14 protein-coding genes are annotated in these 14860 nt (G+C 70.7%); 4 read left to right on the forward strand and 10 right to left on the reverse strand.

Annotated features, from left to right (window positions below):
• Positions 1-84 precede the first annotated feature (84 nt).
• Complete coding sequence (locus tag OVA15_RS04455) at positions 85-1200, reverse strand: tyrosine-type recombinase/integrase (RefSeq protein WP_268143349.1); 1116 nt, start codon at positions 1198-1200, stop codon at positions 85-87.
• A 984-nt stretch (positions 1201-2184) separates the two neighbouring features.
• Between OVA15_RS04455 and OVA15_RS04460 the strand changes: the two genes are divergently transcribed.
• The gene (locus OVA15_RS04460; RefSeq protein ID WP_053447406.1) at positions 2185-2430 is read left to right on the forward strand and encodes a hypothetical protein; all 246 of its coding nucleotides are present in this window, start codon (positions 2185-2187) and stop codon (positions 2428-2430) included.
• Positions 2431-2440: 10 nt separating this feature from the next.
• Here the strand turns inward: OVA15_RS04460 and OVA15_RS04465 are convergent, their stop codons facing one another.
• On the reverse strand, positions 2441-2881 hold the full coding sequence (locus tag OVA15_RS04465; RefSeq protein ID WP_053447407.1) for a hypothetical protein: 441 nt from the start codon (positions 2879-2881) through the stop codon (positions 2441-2443).
• Positions 2882-3078: 197 nt separating this feature from the next.
• Here OVA15_RS04465 and OVA15_RS04470 point away from each other — a divergent pair, with 197 nt between their 5' ends.
• From OVA15_RS04470 to OVA15_RS04480, 3 genes are all read left to right on the forward strand, one after another.
• Entirely contained in the window at positions 3079-3558 is a 480-nt protein-coding gene (locus OVA15_RS04470) for an NfeD family protein (protein ID WP_268143351.1), read from the forward strand.
• A 76-nt stretch (positions 3559-3634) separates the two neighbouring features.
• Positions 3635-4918 (forward strand): SPFH domain-containing protein, encoded by a 1284-nt coding sequence (locus OVA15_RS04475; RefSeq protein WP_268143353.1) that lies wholly within the window; start codon positions 3635-3637, stop codon positions 4916-4918.
• A 154-nt stretch (positions 4919-5072) separates the two neighbouring features.
• Positions 5073-5408: an RNA polymerase-binding protein RbpA gene (locus tag OVA15_RS04480; RefSeq protein ID WP_024290413.1), complete on the forward strand. Its 336-nt coding sequence runs from the start codon at positions 5073-5075 to the stop codon at positions 5406-5408.
• 121 nt (positions 5409-5529) lie between these two features.
• Here OVA15_RS04480 and OVA15_RS04485 read toward each other — a convergent pair whose 3' ends face one another.
• The 8 genes from OVA15_RS04485 to OVA15_RS04520 all read right to left on the reverse strand — a co-directional run bounded on the left by OVA15_RS04485 (position 5530) and on the right by OVA15_RS04520 (position 14811).
• Entirely contained in the window at positions 5530-6276 is a 747-nt protein-coding gene (locus OVA15_RS04485) for a polyprenol monophosphomannose synthase (protein ID WP_006215708.1), read from the reverse strand.
• Between the two features lie 329 nt (positions 6277-6605).
• A complete protein-coding gene (locus tag OVA15_RS04490; protein WP_268143357.1) occupies positions 6606-7100 on the reverse strand; it encodes an amidohydrolase family protein in 495 nt (164 codons plus the stop codon).
• On the reverse strand, positions 7067-7732 hold the full coding sequence (locus tag OVA15_RS04495) for a hypothetical protein (protein WP_268143359.1): 666 nt from the start codon (positions 7730-7732) through the stop codon (positions 7067-7069). Before OVA15_RS04495 ends, OVA15_RS04490 begins: the two co-directional genes overlap by 34 nt.
• 142 nt (positions 7733-7874) lie before the next feature.
• Positions 7875-10745 (reverse strand): DEAD/DEAH box helicase, encoded by a 2871-nt coding sequence (locus OVA15_RS04500; protein ID WP_268143361.1) that lies wholly within the window; start codon positions 10743-10745, stop codon positions 7875-7877.
• Positions 10746-10862: 117 nt separating this feature from the next.
• Positions 10863-11780, reverse strand: coding sequence for a twin-arginine translocase subunit TatC (tatC, locus tag OVA15_RS04505; RefSeq protein ID WP_082803378.1), 918 nt, complete (start codon positions 11778-11780; stop codon positions 10863-10865).
• 112 nt (positions 11781-11892) lie between these two features.
• A complete protein-coding gene (tatA, locus tag OVA15_RS04510; RefSeq protein WP_006215712.1) occupies positions 11893-12186 on the reverse strand; it encodes a Sec-independent protein translocase subunit TatA in 294 nt (97 codons plus the stop codon).
• The gene (locus OVA15_RS04515; RefSeq protein ID WP_268143366.1) at positions 12179-12565 is read right to left on the reverse strand and encodes a hypothetical protein; all 387 of its coding nucleotides are present in this window, start codon (positions 12563-12565) and stop codon (positions 12179-12181) included. Before OVA15_RS04515 ends, tatA begins: the two co-directional genes overlap by 8 nt.
• Complete coding sequence (locus OVA15_RS04520; protein WP_268143368.1) at positions 12562-14811, reverse strand: WYL domain-containing protein; 2250 nt, start codon at positions 14809-14811, stop codon at positions 12562-12564. Before OVA15_RS04520 ends, OVA15_RS04515 begins: the two co-directional genes overlap by 4 nt.
• Between the last annotated feature and the right edge of the window lie 49 nt (positions 14812-14860).

Below are 14860 nucleotides of genomic sequence, written 5' to 3' on the forward strand. Positions count from 1 at the left end.
CATGAGCGGCCGCACTCGCATCTCGCACGCGCCCCCGTCGACGGCGGCCCCGGTCCCCTCACGGCGATCGGGGCCGCCGGTCCGTCAGGGCCGCAGCGGGTGGGCGTCGATCGCGGCCGAGAGCTCTCCGGGCAGCTCGTCGAGGTAGCGGCTCGTGGTGGACACGGAGCTGTGCCCGAGCAGCCGGGCGACGACCTTGACGTCCCAGCCGTCGGCGAGCATCAGCGTGGCCGCGGTGTGGCGCAGCCCGTGGGGGACCACGCCGCGGGCCAGGCGCGGCTCGGCGGCTCGGGTGCGCTGCACGGCGCGCTCGAGCAGGCGCTCGATATCGCGCACGGCCAGGCGGCGCCCGGTGGCCGAGAGCAGCAGCGGCGCAGGCGCCTCCGGACCCAGGCGGGCTCGATACGACGAGATCAGCTCGTCGATCCAGGCCGCGATCGGGACCACCCGCGTGCTGCGGCCCTTCCCGTAGACCGTCACCCGAGCCGGACCCGCCGGACCGGCAGGCGAGTGGTGATCCGCATCCAGCCGCACGATCTCCCCGGCGCGCAGCCCGACGACCATCATGAGCCCCAGCGCGATGGCGTCCCGGTCCCAGTGCCGGTTCGACTCCCGAGTGCCCGGGCCGTGGCGCAGCAGGGCCTGGGCCTCCTCGATGTCCAGGGAGGTCCGCTCGACGCGCAGGGGGTCCTCGCCCTGGGGGATCAGCTCGGAGGCGGCCATGGGGGAGACGGTGGCCCAGGACTGCTCCGTGCAGTACGCGAAGAACCGCGACAGGGAGCGTCGCATCCGCAGGGTCGACCCGGCCGACTTGGCCTCCCGCGCGGTGGCGGCCATCCGGCGGCGGACGTCCCCGCTCTGCTCGCCGAGCCCCGGCTTGCGCCGGTGATCCGCGGTGCCGGCGAACAGCAGCAGGGCCTCGTCCACGTCCTGGCCGGTGACGGATTCCGCGGTGTGCTCGCTCGCGCGGGGGAGCAGCTCCAGGAAGCGCTCGAGATCCACGCGATAGTTCTTGACCGTGGCCGCCGACAGCGACTGCACACGCGCCCGTCGATCCACCGAGGCCAGGAAGCGCGCGACGGCCTCCTGCAGCGGGATCTCGACGGGCGGGGGAGGCAGAGCCATGGCGGCGGAGTCCTTCGGGTCGGCGACGACGGGCGGGTCACCGAGACCGGGGGAGTCGATCAGCGGATCGATCACTCGGTCGGCGACTCGAACATACTATCGAAAAGCGCGACGGAAGAATGGGCCTGCGGGGGAGCGTCGGGCATCTCCCCGGAATCCTCGGGAATCGAGGCCGGGGGAGTCGCCGATACTGGTCTATTGAATGCTGACGAGCACCAGGATTGCCTCCGCCATCTCGTGTCGTTCTATTTGTCTACTACGACACGGAATCGACGCGAGCGAGATCATGCGACGGCAGATGCGGCACCGCATGACTGTCAGGCCAAGGGCGACAAGGATATCCCGACCGTCAGAAGAATAGCTCAGAAGAGCTCCGGGTGGCATCTTCCAGGAGCCCTCACGGGCCGGCCAATGCGCCGCGGCAGCGGAATATCCGATTTCCCGCGCGCAGAGCGCGCACCATGCGGAGGATATTTCCGAGCGGGTTATGCGAAGCCGTCATGGCCTTTGCGGTGCGGCAGCCCGCACGGAATGCCGTCTGCCGCCTAGGACGACACAGCTGGCGGTGAGCACGCGCGGCGAGTCGGGAGCATGGAGCGACACAGGCGCCAGCGCAGACAGATCATCGAGGCAAGACTGCAGGGCGGAGCCGAGACCGCCCGGCGGCGTCGAGCACCGCGCGGAGAGATCCGGCGTGAGGCGGCCCGCGGCGAGGTCGTCGCCCCGCGCCGCCGCGTGCCGGCGCACCGCGCACAAGCCGAGCACTCCGAGGCACGCCTCGAGTGAATGCCCACCGCCTGCGAGGGAGGGGCCATCCGGTCGGCGTCGAGCCCTCCGCTCAGCCTAACTTTACATAATGTAGATTATCGGCGAACGAGGTGCAGGATCGAGCGACCCTCTGGATCCCCGGCACCGCACCCGCAGGACGCCTCCGTCTTCGGACGAACCATGCTCCGGGACGGGAGTTTCTGCGGCGTTCGGACTACGGTGGTCACGGTCCGATCGGCGCTTGCGTCTCGGATCCAGCCGCAGATCTTCCGGAGAGGCCGCACACCGACCATGAGCAAGGAAATCGAGTTCCTGAAGGGCGTGGACAAGCTGCACGCCTTCTACACGGAGAATGTCCGCATGCTCGCGCATGCCTACGACCTCGAGGACGAGGAAGCAGCCCAGCTCCTCGGGCGCTACGACTACCGCAACGTCTCCCGCAGCATCCTGCGCCCGCCGCGCGTCGATCCTCTCGGGCAGATCATCGGCGATCAGCCGCAGCAGCCGGACTCCGACGAGGACTCGCAGGGTTCCTGAGCGCCCGGCCTCAGCCGAGAGCTTCGGCCGACGAGGCCCCGGTGCGCGCCTGCACAGAGCGTGCCTGTGCAGACACCGAGTCGCCGAGAACGAACTCCCGCTGGTGATCCGCCGGGACGGATTCCGCCAGCGCTCGCACCTGCGCCCGTCGGCGCGCCGAGCAGCGGGCGTCCGTGCGCAGGTCCACCAAAATCGCCGGGGTGTCGTGCTCGGCTTCCAGTGCCCGACGCCACTGCTGGGCCTCGTCCGCAGCCGTGCCGCGGGTGCGGTGATCCGCCTCCCCCGTGCACAGCAGCACCCGACGGCCCGCCAGATCCGGCACCGGTTTCATCAGGTGCGCCATGAGCGCAGGCATGTTGGACTGCACCGCCGACAGCGTGATCAGACCCGCCGCCATGCCGGTCACGCCGGCACCCACAGCGGAAGCTGCGATCGAGGCGATGGGTCTCATGGTCACTCCTGTGCGGACGTCGAACGGAATCCCCAGATGATAAGCGGATGAACGCCAGATGAACAGAGGGTGACACCACTCCCCTGCTGGACGACGCGATCTCGGGGAATCGACGACACACGCATGGACCTGCCTGTTCTCGAATGCGAATTCTGGCAGGATGGAGACCCGGATCACCGACGACGGAAGGCCGCCCGATGCTTGAGATGCTCGCCGACAGCGGATGGATCGTGTGGCTGATCCTCGCGGCCGTGCTGATCGTGATCGAGATCCTGAGCCTCGACCTGACCTTCCTGATGCTGGGAGTCGGCGCCCTGGCCTCCGCCGGTGCCTCTGCCCTGGGCGGAGGCGTGGTCGTCCAGGTGCTCGTCTTCGTCGCCGTGTCCCTGCTGCTGCTCTTCCTCGTGCGCCCGCGCATCCTCGCCCGGCTGCACCGAGGCCCGGGCCGCGACGGTCTCTCCAACGCCGACCGTCTGCCCGGCTCCGAGTGCACCGTCCTGGAGCCCGTCACCTCGGCCACCGGCCTGGTCCGCCTCCACGGAGATGTCTGGACCGCCCGGACTTCGGGTCCGGAGATCCCGGTGGGCGAGACCGCCTACGTGCATCGCGTCGACGGCGCGACCGTGAGGGTCGAACGCAGCGCCCCCGCCATCGATCCCCCGGTGCACCGGGCCTGAGCCGCCGCGGCCGGCCCGTCGATCGCCACTGATCCGAACGCCCCCCCCCGAACACCGACGTCACGAGGAGAGCTCCATGATCGCCACGATCATCCTGCTGGTCATCCTTGTCGTGGTCGCTGTGGTGATCCTGCTGAAGGCGGTGCGGATCATTCCGCAGGCCCGCGCAGGCATCGTCGAGCGACTGGGCAAGTACCAGTCCACCCTGTCCCCCGGCCTGCACATCCTGGTCCCGTTCATCGACCGGCTGCTGCCCATGATCGATCTGCGCGAGCAGGTCGTGTCCTTCCCGGCGCAGTCGGTGATCACCGAGGACAACCTCGTGGTCGGCATCGACACCGTCGTCTACTTCCAGGTGACGGACCCCCGCTCGGCCACCTACGAGATCACCAACTACATCCATGCGGTCGACGAGCTCACCTCCGCGACGCTGCGCAACGTGGTCGGCGGTCTGAACCTCGAGGAGACGCTGACCTCCCGCGACAAGATCAATGCGGAGCTGCGCGGCGTGCTCGATTCCACGACCGGCCGCTGGGGCCTGCGGGTCTCGCGCGTGGACATCAAGGAGATCACTCCCCCGGCCTCCATCCAGGACTCGATGGAGAAGCAGATGCGCGCTGAGCGCGACCGTCGCGCGGCCATCCTCACTGCCGAGGGCGAGAAGCAGTCCCAGATCCTCACGGCCGAAGGTCAGCGCCAGGCCTCCGTGCTCTCCGCAGAGGGCGATGCCAAGGCCGCGATCCTGCGCGCCGACGGCGAGGCCCAGGCGATCCAGAAGGTCTTCGACTCGATCCACCGCGCCAAGCCCACGCAGAAGCTGCTGGCGTATCAGTACATCCAGACCCTGCCCAAGGTCGCCGAGGGCTCCGCGAACAAGGTGTGGATGATCCCCGCTGAGCTCGGCGATGCCCTGCGCGGCGTGGGCGAGTTCCTGGGCCGTCCCGACGCCGGACCGGACTGGGGCGAGGTCATGGAGGAGGAGGACGAGCAGGAGGCCGAGGCTCGTCGCCGCGCCAAGGAGGACGAGGGCCTGGTCAAGGTCACCGACGAGGACCTCAATCCCTCCAAGCGCTTCACCGACCCCGATGACTACGAGGTCCCCGGCCCCGAGACCATCGACCCGAACGCCCCGGTCGACCTCAACGCCAAGCTGCCCGGCGAAGACACCCGCGCCGGCGCCCAGCGCCCTCACCAGGCGGCCGCCCCTCAGGGCCGGGACCAGCCGTTCGATCAGCAGGGCCAGCAGCCCCACCCGCAGGCTCAGCAGGGCTACCAGGGCCAGCAGCGCCCTCAGCAGCACGGCCGCGATCCCTACCGCACGAGCGGGCACGACGGATACGGTCAGCCCCCGCAGCGCTGACCCCAGCGGCCGCAGACCACGGAAGAGGACGCGCCGAGAGCGCGTGGGAGGCATCAGCACCGCGACGTCTCGGGAATAGACTCGAGCGTCGCGGTGCTGTGTCTTCCAGCAGAGGTCTTCCCACCGACACCCCCACCGACAGGAGAAACATCCGATGAGCGATCGCAGCCTTCGCGGCATGCGCCTCGGTTCGCAGTCCATGGAGTCGGAGGCCGGCGTCGAGCCCGCCTCGCGTCAGCGCGTGGAGTACCGCACCCCGTCCGGCGAGTCGGTCTTCGTGACCTTCGCCATGGAGGCGGAGGTCCCGCAGGTCTGGTACACCAAGACCGGCCAGGAGGCCATCATCGTCGACGGCGAGAAGCCGGAGAACCCCAACGAGAAGCACCAGCGGACCCACTGGGACATGCTCATGGAGCGGCGCACCACGGAGGAGCTCGAGGAGATCCTCCAGCAGCGCCTCGAGCACTACCGGGAGCTGCACGCTCTCTGAGCCGCAGCCTCTGACAGGTCCGCCGTGGAACGATCAGTTCGCCCATGACGAAGGCCGCCCCCGATTCGGGGGCGGCCTTCGTCATGGGCGCGGGGGCTACTGAGCCTCCCGCGCGGGGGCTTCAGCGTCCGAGCAGGCCCTGGGCCTTGTCCCGCAGCACCTTGGCGCGAGCGGTGACGCCCCACTTGGCCACGTTGACGATGGCCTCGCGAGTGATGTCGGCGCTCATCTTGGAATCACCCTCGGCGCGCTCCACGAAGGTGATGGGGACCTCGACGACCTGCAGGCCGGCGAGCTCGGTGCGCCAGCCCAGGTCGATCTGGAAGCAGTAGCCGCGCGAGGTCACCGAGGTGAAGTCGATGGCTCGCAGGGTCTCGGCGCGGAAGGCGCGGAAGCCGGCCGTGATGTCCCGGATGTTCGAGCCCAGGAAGAAGCGGGCGTAGATCCCGCCGCCGCGGGAGATGAACTTGCGGATCCACGGCCAGTTCACCGTCGAGCCGCCCGGCACGTAGCGCGAGCCGATCGCCAGGTCGGCGCCGTTCTCGACGGCCTGCAGCAGCTTGGGCAGCTCCTCTGGCTGGTGGGAGCAGTCCGCGTCCATCTCCACGAGGATCTCGTAGCCCTGCTCCAGCCCCCAGCGGAACCCGGCGATGTACGCCTGGCCCAGGCCGTTCTTCTCGGTGCGGTGCAGGACGTGGATCTGCGCATCGGCCTCGGCCATGCGATCTGCCATCTCGCCCGTGCCGTCCGGGCTGTTGTCGTCCACGACGAGGACATCGCCCTGCGGGACGGCGCGACGCAGTCGGTCCATGACGGTCGGCAGCGACTCGCGCTCGTTGTAGGTGGGGATGATGATGAGGGAACGCACGCTGCGCGCATCCTTTCGCCGAAGTGCACCGAGCAGGACATCGAGGGCCGATCCTGCGGGAGGCCCCCGCACCGACCGGGAATGGTGCGCCTCCTCGAGCCCTGCTGGGTGCAGTGCCGGGCCGGGAGGCGACGAGCCGGTGCAAGACGGTCAGTCTAGTCGCGGACGCGCCAGGACCCTCGAATGCGACGACAGGTCCCGACGCAGCCGTTGATCAGGCCGCTGTGCTCCGACTCTGCCACGACCAGGCGCAGGGCCCCGGCATCGACAGGCCCGGCACAGGATCACCGAGCGTCTTCCCAGGGTAGGTGACGGGGCGTCGGAATGCCTCAGCTCAGCGGGAGGATGCGTCCGTCCACGACGGTCTGCGTGCAGCGCGGGCTCGCCTCGTCCTCGAGCGCCGGCAGCAGCGGGGTGCGGGCCCGGGGGTCGGTGCTCCAGGAGGCGCCGGTGCCCTCGGCTTGCTGGACCATCAGCGCCTCGACCTCCCATACGGCGTAGGTGGCCGGTGTTCCGGAGGCCAGCTGCCCGGCCATTGGATGTCCTCCGCCCAGAGCCCGCCAGGCGCCGCGGGTCGCGGCCACGAAGGCGGCCCTCGCGGAGATGCGCTGCTGCGGATCGGGGTGGTGCAGCAGGGCTCGCACGGCCTCCCAGCCGTCGAGCAGAGCGGCGCCCGTGCCCCAGACCACCGGGATGCCCTGCCGGTAGAGCTCGGCCACCGGCGCCTCGACCGAGGGATCCAGGCACAGCGTGACGGAAGCGGCGGCGAGGCGCTCGAGGTCGCGCTGGGTCAGCTCCACCGCACCCACGAGGTCCACGCGCACGCCCATGGCGTGGGCGGTGCGCTCCCCGCGCTGCTCGCCACGAGCTCGAGGCCCTCCAGCGCGATCGCCAGCTCGTCGGCGCGGCTGACGGCCAGCGCCGGGGCCAGAGACTCCTGCGACACGGCCGTGCAGAACGACGCCACGGCCTGGGCGTCAGCGTCCGCCACCGGCAGCCGGAGGCCGACCAGCGCAGCGCTGAAGCGCTCACGGATCTGCTCGACGACCGAGGCGACGTCATCCTGCGGATCGAGGCTCGGCCACAGCAGGACGCGCGCGGCACGGCCCTGCTGCGCCGCCTCGACCCAGTTCTGCAGCGCCTCGGCATCCTGCAGACCGCCGGTGTGCACCACGGCTCCGAGCCCGAGCGCCGCCGCTGCGCTCGGGTGCGCGCTGCGGCTCAGATCCGCGGAGCTGTCGACGAAGGCCGGGGTGATCAGCCGGCCGTCCAGCTCGACGACCTGCATCCGCTCGTCCTGCAGCGAGTCAGCGGCCTGCTCCGATCCGACCCAGACCACCTGATCCCCCTCGGCGATCAGCGCCGAGGCTCCCGGATCCACCGTCGTGTAGACGGAGCCTCGGCGGTAGAGGACAGGACCCTCGAGGGGGCTTCGCGCGGTGGACTGCTGGGACATGGTGCTCCTTCGGGAGGTTCGGGAAGTCGAAAGGGGACTCGGCACGCCCGGCGGACGGCTCAGTGCTCCGTGCCCGTCACTGCTGCGAGCCGGTCAGCGCTCTTGCAGATCGGTGCGGGGGCCGGTCGGTGCTCGGTGCGGCTCAGGGCTCAGGGTCCTCGAGGACGGATTGGACGACCACGCCGCGTCTGATCAGGTCGACGGCGCGCTGGCAGCCGGTGCGTGTCTGGGCGTCGAGGCCGCGGATCGAGGCCACCTGATCGAGAAGGTCGATCACCTGCTTGGTCCAGCGCACGAAGTCGCCGGCCGCCAGCTCGGTGTCCTCGAGCGTGGCGCGCAGGGAGCCGCCGCGGGCCCAGCGGTGCATGGGTCCGACCATGCCGAGCTCGGGCTCGGCCGTCTGATCGACGCGGTGCTGCTCCTCCAGATCGGTCAGCCGGGTCCAGTGCGTCACGGCGGTGGCGACGGCCTGCTCGATCTTGGCGGAGGGCAGTCGCGGCCGCGCACCGGCGTCCTGGCGCTTGGCCTGGTACGTGAAGACCGTGGCCACAGCGGCGATGGACGCCGGGTCCAGCCCGTCCAGGATGCCGTCGCGCAGCCCCATGGCCAGCAGGAGATCGCGATCGCCGTAGATCCGCCGCAGGCTCTGCCCGGCCGGGGTCAGCCGCAGCTCGTCGTCACGGCGCTCGAGGTAGTCGAGCTCGTGCAGCACCGAGGTGATGCGGTCGAAGCGGGCGGCCACCGCGTTCGTGCGTCCGTCGAGCTGGCGCATGAGGCGGTCGGTCTCGCGGCGCAGCCGCTCCCAGCGCTCGGCCCAGCGGGCGTGCTGCTCGCGGTCGCTGCAGCCGTGGCAGGGGTGCTCGCGCAGGCGCCGGCGCAGCTCCGTGATGCGCGCCTCCGAGCCCGAGCCGCCGCGGGCGAAGCGCGGCTGATCGCTGCGGCCTCCCGTCCGCGGAGGCACGCCCTCCTGCAGCGCGGAGCGCATGGCCCCGGAGATGACCTTGCGCTCCTTCAGCGAGGAGACTGCGATCCGCTTGGGCAGACGGATGCGCGAGATCGGCTCGAGCGGACCCTCGAGATCCTGAGCGCCCAGGCGTCGCAGGTGGGCGTCGTGGGTGACGATCGACGGCCGCGGCTGCGGCGAGTGCGGATCCGGGGAGACCACCACGGCGAAGCCCCGGTTGCGGCCAGTGGGGATGTCCACCACATCGCCGGGCAGCAGGTCCTGCAGCGATGCCGCGACCTCCGTGCGCCGGGCGTGCGAGCGGGCCTTCTCGGCCGACTTCTCGGTGTCCTTGAGCTCTCTGCGCAGCGCCGCGTACTCCGTGAAGTCGCCCAGGTGGCAGGTCATGGACTCCTCGTAGCCGGCCAGCGCCTCCTGATTGCGGCGCACTTCCCGGGCGATGCCCACGACCGAGCGATCGGCCTGGAACTGGGCGAACGACGACTCCAGGATCCCGCGGGTGCGCTGGGCGCCGAACTGTGCGATCAGGTTGACCGACATGTTGTAGGTCGGCCGGAAGCTCGAGTTCAGCGGGTACGTGCGCTTGGAGGCCAGCCCGGCCACGGCCTGGGGGTCCGTGCCGGGCCGCCACAGCACGACCGCGTGGCCCTCCACGTCGATCCCTCGGCGCCCCGCGCGTCCGGTGAGCTGGGTGTACTCCCCCGGCGTGATGTCCACGCGGGCCTCGCCGTTGAACTTGTCCAGGCGCTCGAGCACCACGGAGCGCGCCGGCATGTTGATGCCCAGCGCCAGGGTCTCGGTGGCGAACACGGCTTTGATCAGCCCCTGGGTGAACAGCTCCTCCACGACCTCCTTGAACAGCGGCAGCAGCCCCGCGTGGTGGGCCGCCACGCCGTGCAGCAGGCCGTCCCGCCACTGTCGGAAGCCGAGGACGTCCAGATCGGCGTCGTTGAGCGAGGCGGCCGCCTCCGCGGTCACAGCGCGGATGGTGCGCCGCTCGGCCTCGGTAGTCAGCTGCAGGTCGGCGGCCAGGCACTGGGTCACGGCGTCGTCGCAGCCGGCTCGGGAGAAGATGAACGTGATCGCCGGCAGCAGGCCCTCGCTCTGCAGCTGTCGGAGAAGGTGCGGGCGGCTGATGCGCGGGATGGAGCCGCCGCGGTCGTCTCGTCCGTGCCCGCCGCGCCCTCGGCCGTTCTTCTGGCGCATGCGCTCTCGGGACCGCCCACCCGGACCACGCCGTCCGGAGGCCTGGGAGCGGGCCAGATGCAGCAGCTCGGGGTTCACCGCCGGTGGCTCGATCCGGGCCTCGAGCCCGGCCTCTCGCGCTCGCTCGAGCCGTTCGGCCTTCTCGGCGGCCTGCTCGACCGTGTCCGTGACGAACAGGTCCATCAGCTCGGTGCCGACCTGCATGTGCTGCCACAGCGGCACCGGACGGTGCTCGGAGACCACCACGTCCGTCTCCCCGCGCACGGCACCCAGCCAATCGCCGAACTCCTCCGCGTTGGAGACCGTGGCGGACAGGCAGGCCATCTGCACGTGCGGCGGCAGGTGGATGATGACCTCCTCCCACACGGCGCCGCGAAAGCGATCGGCCAGGTAGTGGACCTCGTCCATGACCACGAAGCCGAGGTTGCTCAGGGTGGGCGAGTCCGCGTAGAGCATGTTGCGCAGGACCTCGGTGGTCATCACCACCACGTCCGCCTCGGAGTTGATCGAGGTGTCGCCGGTGAGCAGCCCCACGCGCTCGGCACCGAAGCGGCGCACGAAGTCCGAGTGCTTCTGGTTGCTCAGCGCCTTGATGGGCGTGGTGTAGAACGCCTTCTGCCCGCGATGCAGCGCCAGGTCGACGGCGAACTCCCCCACGACGGTCTTGCCGGCGCCGGTGGGTGCTGCGACCAGGACGCCGCGGCCCTCCTCGAGCGCACGGCAGCCCTCGATCTGGAAGTCGTCGAGCTCGAAGTCCAGGCTGGCCGCGAAGCGGCTGCGGTAGGTCCTGGCCTCGGAGGTGCGGGCCTTGGCTGCCATGTATCGCTCGGCTGGACTGGACATGCCCCCACCCTACGACCCGACGACGACAGCCCCGCGTCCGCCGGAGCGGGTGCGGGGCTGTCGGGTGCTGCGGCCGCCGGCAGGCACGCCGCGATGAGGCAGACCGATCGGATCGGGTCAGCTCTTCTCGTCGGTGCGCCCCATGGCGCTGAGGTCCTCAGCAGAGGTCGCGCTGTCTGCGCCGAGACCCGTCTCGGCCTCCCGAGCCGCCGCCCGCTTGGCCTTGCGGCGGTCGAGCAGCAGGCACAGCGCCACCGCCAGGAAGAACAGCAGCAGCAGCGGCACGGCCAGGTAGAACATGGTCATCATGTCCGGCCCCGGCGCCGCCATGGCCGAGATGATCAGCACGATGATCACGACCCAGCGCCATGAGCGCAGGATGGTCCGGCCCTTGAGCAGACCGAGCATGTTCAGGCCCACGAGCAGCACCGGCAGCACGAACGAGATGCCGAAGGTCAGGATCAGCTGCATGAAGAACGTGACGTAGACGTCGGCGCCGATCAGGTTGGTGCCGCCGGTGGGCGTGAACGACGTCAGCGCGATGACTGCGGTGGGCAGCACGAGCACGGCCACGGCGCAGCCTGTCAGGAACAGCGGGACCGCCGCGAGCAGGAAGCCGTAGGCGTAGCGCTTCTCCTTCTTCTGCAGCGCAGGCATGATGAACGCCCAGATCTGGTAGAGCCAGACGGGGCTGGAGATGATGACGCCCAGGGTCAGCGCGACCTGGACCATCTGGTTGAACGGACCGCCGACCGAGTTGTAGTTGACGGCCGCTTCCTGTCCCTGGGCCTCCGCGACCGCCGTGAGCGGCTCGGTGATGTAGGACATGAACGGGTTGTAGACCACGAAGCCCAGGATCATGCCGACCACCAGTCCGATGGCCGCCTTGATCAGGCGGTTGCGCAGCTCGCGCAGGTGCTCGGTGAGCGCCATCTGCGCCTGGGGGTTGCGGCGGCGGCTGCGCACGCGGCGCTGCTCGCGCCGATCCGCTGCTGAGGGCCTCCCGGCGGGCTTCTCCGGCTGCATCTCGGTCATCGTCGATCTCCCTGGGGGCCGCGGCGACGGACTCGCCGCGGCAGGCGAACCGGGCCGGAGTCCGCAGGGACTTCGGCCCGGAGGTCAGCTGACGGGGCGGTGAGCCCCGGGGTCATCGGACGGTGCCGTCCGAGTTCGAGGCGCTGTCCGCCGCCGTGGAGCCGTTCGTGCCCGTGCTGGTACTGGTCCCGGACTCGCGCACGGTCTCGCCGTCGACGATCGTGGACTCGTTCTCCCCCTTGGAGTCCTTGCCGTCGTCCTTCATCTCCTTGACCTCGGACTTGAAGATGCGCATGGACTGGCCGAGGCTGCGGGCCATTCCGGGCAGCTTGGGAGCCCCGAAGAGCAGGACGATGACCAGCAGGATCAGGACGATGAACATCGGGTTGTCGAAGAGCTTACCCATTCGGGAGTTCCTTTCCTCGTGCCGCGTGCAGGTCCTGGACCCTCTGCGGCTGAGCTCTCAGCGCCCGCCGCGCGATGCGGCGCTCGACGCGCTCGGAGCGTCGTCTGTGACTGTCTTCACGATACTTCAGCCTGGCCTCGCGCACCGGCGTGAACACGTCCGACGCGCCCCGCACCGCCAGGCTCCGGGTCCGCCCGGCGGACCCAGAGGGATGCCGCGACCCCACCCGCTCGATCACGGCACCCAGCCTGTCGAGCTCGCCCAGTGCGGCCAGAAGCCGCCGCCAGGCGAACCACAGCAGTGCCGCCAGGAACACTGCCGCGACGAGCACGAGCCCGGTCCACAGCAGGAGCCACATCCACCAGGACATGACGCTCACCCTAGTTCCGATTCCTGATCATCGGCCGCCTCCAGATAGGGGGCCATGGCGGTGTTCACCCACTGTTCCCCGGCCTGGACGACCGGCGGCGGGGCCAGCGCGCCGAGCTGCCCGCCGTAGCGGGTGACCAGCGAGAAGGCCTGCTCCGCCGTGGTGAAGGAGATCTGCGCGGCCTCGAACTCGACCGGCGGGCGCCCGCCTCGCCCTCGAGCGGCGGGGGCTTCCTCGACGGCAGCCTCTTCCGCGGCCACCCCCTCCAGCGGCGGCAGCTCGACGACCGCGGTGCGCGTGGCCCGGTACTGATCGGCGATCCAACGGCTGCGGCGGTCGGTGACCAGGGCGATCTCCGTCTCGGCGGACAGCGCTGGGTCCCGGGGGCGCAACTGCGGACGCGAGGCGGGGTCCTCGTGGACCTCGGCATCGCCGACCACCAGGGCCGAGCGCACGCGGTCCAGGCGGAACTCGCGCAGCGCCTGCGCCTTGGTGCACCACGCGATCACGTACCAGTAGGTGTTGGACGAGGTCAGGTGCAGGGGGTCGATCTCCCGCTCAGTGACTTCGTCGCGCGAGGCCACGATGTACTGGATCCGCACACGGCGTCGGTCGTCGATCGCCCCGCGGACCAGATCCACGAGCGAGTCGATCGGGTCCTGGGCGGCCGACCACGCAGTGATCTCCGGCAGCGGCTCGGGCTCGTCGTGGCCGGCCGCCTCCAGGGAGGCCGCGGCCAGTGCGGTGTCCGCCCGCGCACCGACGGCATCCACGACCGTGGCCGGCTCCCCCGCCGCCTCGGCGACCTTGCGCAGCGCGGAGTCGATGGCCGGGGTCTGCTCCCCGGGCAGGGAGCGCAGCGTCTGCAGCCCGATCATCAGCGCGGCGGCCTCGGGCTGGGTCAGGCGCACCGGGTCCGAGATCTCCTCGGCGTTCGAGACGTTGACCGGCCCGCCGTCCCAGGAGGCCTCGATGAGCTGATCCGGGGTGTGCCCGGGACGTCCGCACACGAAGAGCAGGCCCAGGTCCTCGACCACCTGGTCGACGTCGACCTCGACGTGCTCGGCGACCTCGCTGATGTCCACGCCCTGGTGCCCGTAGACGTAGCGCACGATCTCGAGCAGCCGCGCCAGGTGCTCCGACGACGACGTGGAGGTGCGCCGGGAGCGCCGCGAGGGGCGGTTCCAGTCGACCTCGGCTCCTCGCAGGCGCTGCTGGAACTGAGCCGCCCCGCGCAGGCGGCGCAGCACGCTGGCGCGCACGCGGGTCTGCAGCCGCGGCTCGGGCTGGCCCGGCTGCAGCAGGGCCTCCAGCGGATCTGCGGCGCCGAGCTCGGCGTCCAGCGGGTCGGCCTCCGGCAGGTCCGCGAGCTCCGGCGACGGCATGAAGGCGTCCGGGCCCACGGCGGCGACCTCGTCGGCCACGCGCTCCGGCTCGGTGACGGGCACCAGCAGGCGGTCTCGGCCATCGGTCCCGGCGCCCAGCGACTCGGCAGAGGCCATGCGTCGCAGCATCTGGCCTCGGCCCGGGGCCACGTCGACGGCGACCGATCCCAGTGCCGGTGAGGCCTCGAGCGCATCCAGGCGGTCGTTCATGGAGAACCCGGCCGGGGGCTCGAAGGTCTGGGCGGTGGCTCGGACCTCGGAGACGATGCGCGAGAGCCTGAACGTGCGCTCGGCCTGGCGGTCCAGGTCCCAGCCCGTCACGTACCACGAGCCGAACCGGGAGCCGACGCCCCACGGCTCGAGCCGACGATGCGTCTGCTCATCGGTCGAGGCCGCCAGATAGTCGAAGCGCACCTGGCGGTGACGCAGCACGGCCTCCATGAGCGGAGCGAAGGCCGGTTCCTGGACCGTGACGGTGGGCTGGATCATGGGCGAGGGCTCGTCCTGGACGGCCGAGGCCTCCAGCACGGGCTCGAGCTTGCGCAGGGCGCGCCTGGCCACGGTGCCCAGCGACGCCTCGGTCCAGGCGTTGGCGGCCAGGCCGAGCACAGCCGTCTCCTCTGCGGTGAATCGCAGCGGAGGCAGCGTGAAGGAGCCGCGCGGGATCCGGTAGCGGAAGGTGGCGTCGTCCTCGAAGAGCAGCGACTCCGGGACCTCCTCGATCGGGAAGCCCAGGGCGCGCAGCTCCTGCTTGTCGCGTTCGAACATCCGCTCGAAGCCGCTGTCGGTCGTGGCCTCCTGGTAGTCGGGCACGACCCCGCGCAGCTCCGCGCGGGTGTAGCCCCGCTCGCGGTACAGCAGCGCGAGCATCAGATTCAGCCGACGCTCCGTAGCGCGTCGGCGCTGGTCGGCAGGCACT

This window comes from Kocuria sp. SL71, from assembly GCF_026672465.1.
GTDB lineage: Bacteria > Actinomycetota > Actinomycetes > Actinomycetales > Micrococcaceae > Kocuria > Kocuria palustris.

What these genes read in the sequence shown, in the direction of transcription:
- OVA15_RS04460 (WP_053447406.1), top strand. Translation starts at nt 2,185, where the DNA reads ATGAGCAAGGAAATCGAGTTCCTGAAGGGCGTGGACAAGCTGCACGCC.
- OVA15_RS04465 (WP_053447407.1), bottom strand. Translation starts at nt 2,881, where the DNA reads ATGAGACCCATCGCCTCGATCGCAGCTTCCGCTGTGGGTGCCGGCGTG.
- OVA15_RS04470 (WP_268143351.1), top strand. Translation starts at nt 3,079, where the DNA reads ATGCTTGAGATGCTCGCCGACAGCGGATGGATCGTGTGGCTGATCCTC.
- OVA15_RS04475 (WP_268143353.1), top strand. Translation starts at nt 3,635, where the DNA reads ATGATCGCCACGATCATCCTGCTGGTCATCCTTGTCGTGGTCGCTGTG.
- OVA15_RS04480 (WP_024290413.1), top strand. Translation starts at nt 5,073, where the DNA reads ATGAGCGATCGCAGCCTTCGCGGCATGCGCCTCGGTTCGCAGTCCATG.
- OVA15_RS04495 (WP_268143359.1), bottom strand. Translation starts at nt 7,732, where the DNA reads ATGTCCCAGCAGTCCACCGCGCGAAGCCCCCTCGAGGGTCCTGTCCTC.
- OVA15_RS04500 (WP_268143361.1), bottom strand. Translation starts at nt 10,745, where the DNA reads ATGTCCAGTCCAGCCGAGCGATACATGGCAGCCAAGGCCCGCACCTCC.
- tatC (WP_082803378.1), bottom strand. Translation starts at nt 11,780, where the DNA reads ATGACCGAGATGCAGCCGGAGAAGCCCGCCGGGAGGCCCTCAGCAGCG.
- tatA (WP_006215712.1), bottom strand. Translation starts at nt 12,186, where the DNA reads ATGGGTAAGCTCTTCGACAACCCGATGTTCATCGTCCTGATCCTGCTG.
- OVA15_RS04520 (WP_268143368.1), bottom strand. Translation starts at nt 14,811, where the DNA reads ATGCTCGCGCTGCTGTACCGCGAGCGGGGCTACACCCGCGCGGAGCTG.